Source organism: Chryseobacterium sp. SIMBA_038, assembly GCF_046535115.1.
Taxonomy (GTDB): Bacteria; Bacteroidota; Bacteroidia; order Flavobacteriales; family Weeksellaceae; genus Chryseobacterium.
This window is the reverse complement of the sequence record NZ_JAWRXH010000058.1, coordinates 1-350: the sequence shown is the minus strand read 5'-3', so window position 1 is coordinate 350 and position 350 is coordinate 1. Positions and strand designations below refer to the sequence as shown.

The following is a 350-nucleotide window of genomic DNA, read 5'->3' as shown; positions in this document are numbered from 1 at the left end:
GGTCGATACGAATCTGAGGGAAGCGCTCCATGAATACGCTCAGGTCGTCGGGAAGAAACTCGATAATCGAGGAGGTATTAGCGTGCAGGCGAATGTGTCCCTTAATACCTATGCTGTACTCACTCATATCAGCGTTCAGCCTAAGGAGACCATCCAGCATTTGGCGAGCGTGATGAAGAAAGGCATGCCCGGCGGCGGTCAACTCGATACCTCGCGACCGGCGATAGAGCAGAGAGATACCGAGCTGATATTCTAGGTCGCTAATGCGCTTGCTGACAGCTGCCAGTGCCAGGTGTTCGCGCTCTGCTGCGCGCGTCAAGCTGCGCTCGTCGGCGATTGCCACGAACAAC

The 350-nt window shown here is 55.7% G+C and carries 1 protein-coding gene; it reads right to left on the bottom strand.

Annotated elements, in window-relative coordinates; translation table 11 throughout:
• Positions 1–350: LysR family transcriptional regulator (locus SB689_RS22705; protein ID WP_410694334.1), on the bottom strand; the 350-nt coding region annotated here is incomplete at both ends.